Below are 9,718 nucleotides of genomic sequence, written 5' to 3' on the forward strand. Positions count from 1 at the left end.
GCGCTGGCCGCGGCGCCTCGCGTGGGCCGCGCTCGCGCTGCTGCTGGCGCTGGGCRCGGCCGAGCTCGCGCTGCGCGTCGGCCTCGGCGGCGCCACGCTCACGCCGCAGGTGTTCGAGCCGAACGACGGCGTCGCGCGCTACCGGCTCGCGCGCGGCCTGCACACCCTCGCGTACCAGTTCGGCCGCACGGTCACGGTCTCGACCGATGCGGCCGGAAATCGCTTCACGCCGGGTTCCACGCCAGCCGTCGCGCCAGCCGCCGCTGCCCCGTTGCGCGTCCACCTGGTCGGCGATTCGCAGGTCTTCGGCTGGGGCCTGTCCGACGATGAAACGCTGGCGGCGCGCCTGCAGCAGCGGCTCGGCGCCGGCGTGCAGGTCGTCAACCACGGCGTGCCGGGCTTCGGCCCCACCGACTACCTGGCCACGCTCGCCGGCCTGCCGGCCACCGAGCCGGTGGTGGTGGTGCACACCGAAGAGAACGACACCTGGGACGCCTACCGGATCTTCCGCAATGCGCACGCCACCTGCGGCTACGTGACCACCTTCAGCGCCGAGGCCACGGCCCTGCGCTGCGCCTGGATGAACCTGCGGCTGGTGCAGTTCGGGGCCGAGCTGTGGGACCGCTCGCAGCGCAGCGAGCACCCGACGCCGCTCGGCTTCAGCGCGCAGTCGACGGTGGCGGCCACGGTGCTGAACCAGCGCATCGCAAGCGGCTACGCCGACCAGCGCCGCCAGCGCGACGCCGACCTGGTCTTCGCGGTCGTGCCCTGGAAGGGCCGCTTCGACCTGGAATGGCGCGCGCATTCGCTGCCGTCGCCGCGGCCCGACGTGGCCACGCTCGACAGCCCCTTCCCCGACGCGACCCAGGCCACGCACCTGCTGGCCGCCGGCGACGGCACCGCGCCGCTGTACCTGGACGGCGATTCCCACCTGTCCCCCGCCGGCGCCGAGCGGCTCGCGCTGCTGCTGACGCCGCTGGTCGAGGCGCGGCTCGCGGCCCACACGCCGATCAATCCCCCGGCCCACGCAACCGCCGCCCCGTCCGCCGCACCATCGGCCGCCCCATCGGCGCGGCCCCCCCAACCCTGAAGGAGCCCCCGAATGAACCAGCGCGCCTCGCAAGCGGAACTGCTCGGTGCCAGCCAGGCCCGGGTCGCCCAGGTGATCGACCCGGTCGACTGGGAGCACTTCTGCGCCGAGTACTGGGACCGCAAGCCGCTCTACCTGGCCGACGGCAGCGACCGCTTCGCATCGCTCGCCGATGCCGCGACGCTGCGCCGGCTGGTCGAGAGCGGCACACCGTGGCAGTACCGCCGGCTGCCGGAGATGTACATCGACAGCGGCTTCGTGCCGCACGAAGACCTGGTGCACGAGTACATCGACATGGACGGCCGCGTCGCCCGCGCGCCGCGCCTGGACCGCGTGCGCCAGCTGCTGCTGAACGGCGCCACCGCCAACTGCTTCGGCCAGGAAGCGCACTTCCCCGAACTGATGGCGCTGAAGCTCGCGTTCGCGCAGGCCTTCTCGGCCGAGGTCGAGACCAGCCTGTTCTATTCGCAGAAGGACCACCCCGGCCTCGCGCCGCACTACGACTGCGGCGAGATCTTCGTGCTGCAGATCTCGGGCCGCAAGCGCTGGTTCGTCTCCGACCAGCGGCACGTCAACCCGATCGTCGGCTACGGCGGTCCGGTGGCCTATGACGACAAGGCGCCGCACGCGACGATCGAGCTCGAGCCCGGCGACCTGCTGTACCTGCCGCGCGGCACCTTCCACCATGCCTGCGCGCTGACCGAGGAATCGCTGCACACCAGCGTCGCCATCAAGATGCCGAGCTACCTCGACCTGCTGCAGGCGCTCGCCGGCAACGCGGCCGACCTCGACGCGATGCGCGACTACCTGCCGCTCGGCGGCCCGGCCGCCTGGGCGGATGCGCGCGTCGAGCTGGTCGAGCGGCTGCGGGGCGCCACCGCCTTGCCGGCCTACGGCGCGGCGGTGCAGCGCCTGCTCGGCCGCCGCATCCCGGCGCGTTGAGCGGGGACTGCACGATGCTCGACGAACTGAGACAGATCATCGCGGCGCGCAGCCTCGCGCCGGTGCCGCTGGCCGCGTTGCGCGAACGCTTTGCCGACGGCTGGCAGCCGGGCCGGCCGGCCGAGGCCGTCGACTTCGCCGAACACCTGTGCCGCCTGGTGCGCGGCACGCTGCGCCACGACGACCTGCCCCAGGTGGCACGCGCCGCCGGCCCCTGCGAGGTGGCGAACCAGGGCGCGAACGCGCTGATCGAGTTCATCGCGCAGCTGCCGACTGCGCTGCGCGACGAGATCGATGCACTGCCGCAGTTCCGCACCGAGGTGCTGCGCCCGTGGGACGAGCCGGTCACCGACGCCTACGTCGGCCTGTGCAACCTCGTCCACGACGTCTGGGCGCACCTGCTCGGCCCGGAGCAGCCGGCCGATGCCGGCATCGCGCGGCAGCTGCTGCGCCTCGCACCGCGCCACGCGCTGGACTACGGCGCCGGCGCCGGCCACGTCGCGCTGCTGCTCGCGCTGAACGGCATCGCGACCGACGTGGTCGAGATCGATCCGGTGAAGCGCCTGTTCCTGCAGCGGCGCGCCGCGCGGGCCGGCGTGGCCCGGCTGGTCGGCCCGGGGATGTCGCGCCTGTCGTATGACATGGTGCTCGCGCTGAACGTGCTCGATCACCTGCGGGCACCGCCCGAGTGCCTGCAGCAGCTGGCCGAGCTGCTGCCGCCGGGTGGCTCGCTGGCGGTGGCCGCCGAGTTCCCGCAGGACGGCTGGCACCAGGGCGACCCGGCGGCCGCCGACGCCTGCGGGCAGTTGCTGGCCGACCGCTTCGAGCCGCACCGCGCTGGTGTTGGCAATGACGATGACGATGCCGTCGACCCGCCGGTCGACTGGTTCGACGTCTTCATCAAGCGCGACGCACAGCACCCCGGCAACGCCGGCTCGCTGCGCTGCCCGCGCCTGCACCCGCGGGCGCGTTGGCAGGCACCGCCCGACGGCAGCGACCCGACCACCCCCGGCGTGCTGGGCGCGACCGCGTTCTACGCGCTGCCGTGCGCGCTCGACGCCGACACGGCCCGGCTGTGCGACGCCTTCGACGGCCGCCGCCCGCTGGCCGAGCTGGCCGAGGTGCTGGAACTCGAGATCGACACGCTGGAAGCCTTCTGCAGCTTCCTGCATTCGCGGCGGCTGCTGACGTGGCACGGCCACCCGGCGGCCGACCGGCCCCTGCCTCCGTTCCTGTCCCCGCTCTTGTCCCATCACGACGATCACAAGGAGACCCCGCCATGTGGAGCACTCACCTGAGGAATGCGGTCACGCGCGCGCTGCTGCCGCTCTCGTGGCGCATCGATTCGCAGCACGCTGCCCGCACGCTGAAGCGATTCTCCGAGGTCGAATTCGACAGCGCCTGGCAGTACCTGAACGCACTCGGCCACACCCGCGTGCCCAGGATGCAGCTGATGCTGTTCGAGAACCTGCTCGAGGAGATGGAGCATTCCGACGGCTTCCTGGAGGTTGCGCACAAGCTGGCGCGCGATCGCTTCCAGGGCGGCTCCGGTTCGCGCAGCGTGCTGGTGAAATCGGCGAACGACATCCACTACTTCCTCGCGTTCGCGCACGAGAGCGAGAAGGCGATCTGCGCGCAGTTCAACGGCTATGCGCGCGCCTGCAGCCACCTGCCGGCCGCCGCCGAGGTGTTCCGCGGCATCGCGATCGACGAAGAGAAGCACGAGCGCGAGGCGCGCGCGTCGCTGCTCGCCGTGGTCGGCTCCGAGGCAATCGTGCGCCGGCTGGTCTGGAAGGTGAAATTCAAGAAGGCCTACGCCTCGTGGCTGCGCGGCAGCCAGCACATCGGCGATGCGATATTCACGCTGTGGCTCGGCGCGGTGTACCTGCTGTTCGGCCCGCTGCTGCGCTCGTACTGCGCGGCCCGGCTGACGAAGAGCACGCAGGTGCAGGTGGCCGAGCCCGCCCAGAACCCCTTGCGACCCACCCTGGAGAGTTGAGATGGCCTTGGCAGAAGTATCGGCATTGATGCAGGACCACGACGCCGACCTGGTCGGCGCGGCGGCGCGGCTGCGCGCGATCGCGCCGTCGGCGCTCGGCGTCGACGACCTCGCGTCGTACAGCTGGCTGGTGAACCACGTGATCGGCGAGAAGGGCGGCGACTGGCCCGGCGCGCGCGCGCTGCTCGATGCGCTGCCGGCGCTGCCCGGCCCACCGCCGGTGCTGCTGCGCAACCGTGCGGTCGCGTATGCGATGAGCGGTGCGGCGCTGCAGGCCTGGCAGGCCGAGAGCGAACTCGCGCAGGCGCTCGCCTGCGGCCCGGCGCTCGCAGCCGCCGCGGTGCGCCTGGGCACCCTGCAGCACCTGGCCGGCACCGCCGACCCGCTGCTGGTGGTGGCGAGCCTGCTGCCTTGCGTGCAGGCGCTCGAAACCGCCCCGGCGGGCGGGCCGGTGCTGCCGATGGCGGCGCGCGCGATCAACAACACCGTCTCGGCCTGGCTGGAACGGACGCAGTCGCCCGCGTCGCCGGCGCGGGTCGATCCGCTGGTCGGGACCGCGATGGGCCGGGCCGCCCGCTGCTGCAAGGCGATCTGGCTGCACGCCGGCACCTGGATGCAGGTGGAACGCGCCGACTACCTGGTCGCGCTGGTGGCCAACGCGGTCGGCGACTGGGCGGCGGCGGCGCAGGCCGCGCGCGACGGCATCACGACGATCGAGGCGAACGGCAGCGAGGAGGTCGACCGCGCCTTCCTGCTGGTCGAGCTGGCACGCGCCCGCTACGGGCTGGGCGAGCCGGCGGCGGCGGTGAAGGCCCGCGACGCCGCGTTCGCGCTGGCCGAGCGCTTCGACGAACCCGGGCTGCGCGAGTGGTTCGACCGCAAGGCGGGAATGCTGCCGGAGCGGTCACCCGCGCGCGCCGCGTAGGCCCGCGGGGCGTTCTTCTTCTGCCGGCGGCGCGCCCTGGCGCGGCAACCCGGCCCACCTGACTTGGGAGGTGGTCACGGCCATCCCCCGAGCGGAGCGCTGCCCACCTCGCAGTGGCAGCGGATTTTTGTCAAACCCTGAAAAGGAATCGAGATGGCAGAAAACATCGAAGTCAACGCCCCGGCCAAGAAGGCCTCCCGCAAGCTGAAGACGCTGGTGTACGCCGGCCTCGCGACCGGCTTCGCCGGCGTCTGCAGCACCAGCGCCGCACTGCATGGCAATGCCTCGTCGCATGGCCAGGCGATGGTCGACTGGAACGCCGACACCTTCACCGTGCAGGTGAAGCCCGGCGAGAAGGCGGCCGCACCGGTCGCCACCGAGAAGGCGACCCGCTAAGCGCGGAGCGTCGCGCCGCGGCCTCCTGGTGGGGCGGTCGCGGCGCCTGCTCGTCACCGATGCTCCCCTCAGCGATGTCCTGTCCGATGCCGTTTCCGATGCCGTTGCAGATTTCTTCCGAGCTGTCGCCCCAGTCCACCGCGCTGTCGGGTTGCGTGCTGGCCCTGCCGTCCGCGGCCGCCCACGCCCGGCTGCGGGCCGCGCTCGCGCAGCACCCGCGCGACCACCAGCTGTGGTGCGCGCTCGGCATGCGCCATGCCGCCGACGGCCACGCCCGCGACGCGATCGGTGCGCTGCAGCAGGCGCTCGCGCTCGCGCCGGGCCACGTCAAGTCGCAGGCCTGCCTGGGGGTGCTGCTGCACGGCCATGGCGATCCGCTCCAGGCGGCCGAGGCCTACGACCCCGCCGGCATGGTGGCGCGCAGTGGCCCGCTCAGCGCCGACCCGGCCGCGATGCGCGCCTTCCACGCCGAGCTGACGGCGCACCTGTACGCGCACCCCAGCCTCACCTGGGACCGCGCCGACAAGGCGACGCGCCACGGCTGGCAGACCGGCGAGCTGCTGCACGACGACGCGCCGGTGGTGCGGCGCCTGCAGCGGCTGCTGACCGACAGCCTGCTGGCGTTCCTGCAGGACGACGACGCGGACGACGGTGCCGCCCCGCTGCACGACGCGCAGGCACTGGCCAACGCCGGGCTGCGCGTGACGGCCTGGGGCGTGATGCTGCAGTCCGAGGGCTACCAGGAGCTGCACATCCACGAGGCCGGCCTGGTGAGCGGCGTGTACTACGTCGACGTGCCGGCGATGACCGGCCCGCCGCACGCCGGCTGCCTGCGCTTCCCGACGCACGTCGACTGGCTGCTGCCGGCCGCGCCGCGCCCGGCGGCGCCGGATTTCATCGTGCAGCCGGCCGCCGGCACGCTGGTGATGTTCCCGTCCTTCCTGTGGCACGGCACCGTGCCCTTCGTGGCCGGGCATGACCGCGTGTGCATCGCGTTCGACCTGACCCCGACCCCGCCGGCTTCTTCTGCTTGAGGGACCCCCATGCCGCTGAATGCGCACTTCCTGGACATCGCCCACCACGCCTTCGACCCCGGCATGGGCACCGAGCACGCGGCGTTGCTGCTGTACTCGATGGTCCGCATGCAGCGGCCGAGCTCGGTGCTGTGCGTCGGGCTCGGCTACTCGACGCTGTTCGTGTTGCAGGCGCTGGCCGACAACCGCACCGAGGCGCAGCACGATGCGCGCATCGCCGGCGGCACGCTCACCGACCCGGCGCGCCACGAGGTGCTGCACCCGGGCTACGACCATGCCGGCCATGCGGCGCACCTGCACGGCATCGATGACTTCTCGGAAGACGAGCCGCGCCTGCAGCGCTTCCTGCAGATCCTCGAGCGGCTGAACCTGTCGCCGCTGTTCACGCTGCACCGCTGCCGCTTCCAGGACGTGCAGTTGCCGGCCGAAGCCGGCCCGTTCGGCTTCATGTGGCTGGACTGCGGCCACCAGCTCGACTACCCCGACCTGCTGAACCGCTTCTGGCCGCTGCTCGACGCGGACGGCGGCCTGGCGGCGATCCACTACACGCATGTCGATGTCGACGTGCCCGATGGGGGCGCAACCGCCAAGGTCGTGATCCCCGGGCCGTGTGCGAACGCGCTGCGCCGCCAGCAGTTGCAGGCCGGCATGGGCGCGGGCTTCGAGTTGCTGTCGCTGGTCGAGCCGCACAAGCACCGCCAGGGCAGCGTGACGCTGCTGCGCCGGCTCGACGAGGTCGACGCCTGCCGCCCTGCCGGCCTGCAGCAGGAGCAGATGGCGATGTACGGCAGCAGCCCGCACGACCTGATCGACCTGAACCGGCGTTGAGCATGGCGAGCGTGCGAGGGGCATCGTGGATCGCCGTCGTGTCGTGGTGGGTGTTGGGGTTCGGGTGGTCGAGTGCCATCGCGCAGACCGCGGCGCCCCCGGCACCGCCGGCACGCCAGCAGGCCGGCACATCCGATTGCGCGATCGTGCTCGATGGCCGCGCCGACGAGCCCTGCTGGGCCGCTGCGCCGGTCTACGGCGACTTCAGCGAGTACAGCCCGCAATCCGGGCGCGCGCCGCAGGTGCAGACGCAGTACCGGTTGATGCACGACGCCGACGCGCTGTACGTCTTCGTCGAGAGCCGCGACCCGGATCCCGAGGCGCTGCGCTACGCCTGGTCGCGGCGCGATCGCGTCGGCAAGGACCAGGACCAGGTCACGCTCTACATCGACCCGATCGGCAAGCGCTCGTTCGCGCAGCTGTTCCGCGCCAACCCGGTCGGCTCGGTCTCCGACGGCACCTACAACGAGGCGAGCGGAGAGGAGAGCCTGGACCAGGATTTCGACTTCAGCGTCGCGACCGCGCGGGCCGAGGGCGGCTGGACGGCGGAGTTCCGCATTCCGTTCAGCAGCCTGCGCTACGGCGAGCGTGGGCAGGTCGACACCTGGACACTGCTGGTCACCCGCAACCGCCCGCGCGAGCAGCGCTACCTGTACACCTCGGTGGCGCTGTCGCGCTACTCCGACTGCTTCCTGTGCCGCAACCCCGCGCTGGGCGGCCTGACGCTGCCGGACGCGCAGGCCTACGTCAACCTGACGCCCTACGTGCTGGCGGAACGGCACGACCGGCGCAGCACCGGTGCCAGTGACGAACGCGGCAACACCACGCGCGCCGGCGTCGACATCAAGGCGCGCCTGGGGCCATCGTGGTTCGTCGACGCCACCGTGAACCCGGATTTCTCGCAGGTCGAGATCGACGCGCCGCAGCTGTCGGCGAATGCGCGCTTCGGCATCTTCTATCCCGAGAAGCGGGCCTTCTTCCTGGAGGGGGCCGACCTGCTGGACACGCCGATCCCGCTGGTCTACACGCGCAGCATCGCCGACCCGAAGTGGGGCGCGCGCCTGACGCGGCGCAGCGAGGGCAGCGACTGGCTCGCGATCGCCACGCGCGACAGCGGCGACGGCGCGGTGCTGTACCCCGGCACCTGGTCCACCGTGCCGCTGGTGCGCGACGTGACGGCCCAGGCGCTGATGGCGCGCGGCCGGGTGCGCCTCGGCGAGCAGGCCACCTGGGGCGCGACGCTGAGCCTGCGCGACGCGGCCGACGACGACCGCAATGCGGTGGTCGGCAGCGACCTCTCGTGGCAGGTCGACGCGCGCCACAAGCTGCGCCTGCAGATGGCGGCCAGCGACACGCGCGGCGATGCGCGCGCGCGGCTGGAGGGCCTTGGGGATGGCGACCTCGGCGCCGGCCACGCGCTGTTCGCCGACCATTCGTTCTACGGCGAGCACACCGACACGCTGCTGACGCTGGAGCGCATCAGCCGCAACTTCCGCAGCGAGAACGGCTTCATCGCGCAGGCCGGACACCAGCGCGGCGAGCTGTCGGTGACCGAGCGGCTCGGGCCGCTGGGCTGGTTCACCGACATGAACCCCTATGTCAGCGTCGCGCAGGTGCGGGCGCTGGAGGGCGGTGTCGTCGCGCAGACGCTGCACCCGGCGATGCTGCTGCTCGGCCCGTATGCGACCGGGCTGGTGGTGGAGCTGCATGCCGACCGCGCGCGCGCCGACCAGGGGCTCGCGCTGCACCGGCTGCCGCAGGTGCTGCTGAGCCTGAAGACGAGTCCGAACGCGACGCTGACGCAGCTGCAGCTGGACGCCGAGCTGGGCAGGCGGCTCGATTTCGCGACCGACCAGGTCGGCCCGGGGCAGCGGCTGCTGGCCGATCTGCAACTGCGGCTCGACCGGCGCACCGAGCTCTCGCTGCACTACAACCGCGAGCAGATCGACTGCAGCGACTGCAACGGCGGCGGCCGGTTGCTGACCGACACGACGCAGCAGCTGGTGCTGGGCCACAGCCTGTCGGCGACCAGCTGGCTGCGGCTGATCGTGCAGCGGCTGCGCACCGAGCGCGGCGAGTCGCCGGGCGGCAGCGCCTCCGACAGCCGGCGTTCGGTGCTGTCGCTGGTGCTCGCGACGCGGCCGTGGCGCAAGCTGGATGCGAGCGTCGGCATCAGCGCCGATCGGGGGCATGCCAACGACGGCACCGGCCGCAGCGACGATCGCACGGTCGAGAGCTTCGTGAAGCTCAGTTGGCCGTTCGGGTTCTAGCAAGTACCGAGTAGCGACGGACTTCGGCCGTCGAGCAGCCGTCTGGCCCGATTTCTCCCGCGCCCGGCTCGACGGCATGATCGATGCGCGGCACCCGCTGGTCCAACTCGCGGCGCGACTGCCGTGGGATCGCATCGAAGCTGCCGACGTGTCGGCCAAGTCGATCAGCGCGCTGATGCTGTGGCTCGAACGCGCCGGGGCGCGTGCACACGCAAAGGCGCAACGACAAGCACG

Annotated in this window: 9 protein-coding genes; all 9 read left to right on the top strand. The window is 72.3% G+C overall.

Annotated features, from left to right (window positions below; genetic code table 11):
- Positions 1 to 1,090, top strand: a 1,090-nt coding sequence (locus AC1D12_RS14825) for a hypothetical protein (RefSeq protein WP_477841201.1), incomplete at its 5' end; no start/stop codon positions are given.
- A gap of 12 nt (positions 1,091 to 1,102) precedes the next feature.
- The gene (locus AC1D12_RS14830) at positions 1,103 to 2,032 is read left to right on the top strand and encodes a JmjC domain-containing protein (protein ID WP_477825910.1); all 930 of its coding nucleotides are present in this window, start codon (positions 1,103 to 1,105) and stop codon (positions 2,030 to 2,032) included.
- A 14-nt stretch (positions 2,033 to 2,046) separates the two neighbouring features.
- Positions 2,047 to 3,330 carry a class I SAM-dependent methyltransferase gene (locus tag AC1D12_RS14835; protein ID WP_477825911.1) on the top strand — a complete coding sequence of 428 codons (1,284 nt, stop codon included), beginning with the start codon at positions 2,047 to 2,049 and terminating at the stop codon, positions 3,328 to 3,330.
- Positions 3,312 to 4,031, top strand: coding sequence for a ferritin family protein (locus AC1D12_RS14840; protein WP_477825912.1), 720 nt, complete (start codon positions 3,312 to 3,314; stop codon positions 4,029 to 4,031). Before AC1D12_RS14835 ends, AC1D12_RS14840 begins: the two co-directional genes overlap by 19 nt.
- Position 4,032: 1 nt before the next feature.
- Positions 4,033 to 4,956 (top strand): hypothetical protein, encoded by a 924-nt coding sequence (locus AC1D12_RS14845; protein WP_477841203.1) that lies wholly within the window; start codon positions 4,033 to 4,035, stop codon positions 4,954 to 4,956.
- A 153-nt stretch (positions 4,957 to 5,109) separates the two neighbouring features.
- Complete coding sequence (locus AC1D12_RS14850) at positions 5,110 to 5,352, top strand: hypothetical protein (protein WP_047508236.1); 243 nt, start codon at positions 5,110 to 5,112, stop codon at positions 5,350 to 5,352.
- An 86-nt stretch (positions 5,353 to 5,438) separates the two neighbouring features.
- Positions 5,439 to 6,386 (top strand): putative 2OG-Fe(II) oxygenase, encoded by a 948-nt coding sequence (locus tag AC1D12_RS14855; RefSeq protein ID WP_477825914.1) that lies wholly within the window; start codon positions 5,439 to 5,441, stop codon positions 6,384 to 6,386.
- Positions 6,387 to 6,395: 9 nt separating this feature from the next.
- A complete protein-coding gene (locus AC1D12_RS14860; RefSeq protein ID WP_477825915.1) occupies positions 6,396 to 7,214 on the top strand; it encodes an O-methyltransferase in 819 nt (272 codons plus the stop codon).
- Positions 7,215 to 7,216: 2 nt separating this feature from the next.
- Positions 7,217 to 9,484 (top strand): carbohydrate binding family 9 domain-containing protein, encoded by a 2,268-nt coding sequence (locus tag AC1D12_RS14865; protein WP_477841205.1) that lies wholly within the window; start codon positions 7,217 to 7,219, stop codon positions 9,482 to 9,484.
- Positions 9,485 to 9,718: the final 234 nt, after the last annotated feature.

The sequence above is a fragment of the Rhizobacter sp. P1_G5 genome, assembly GCF_056405435.1.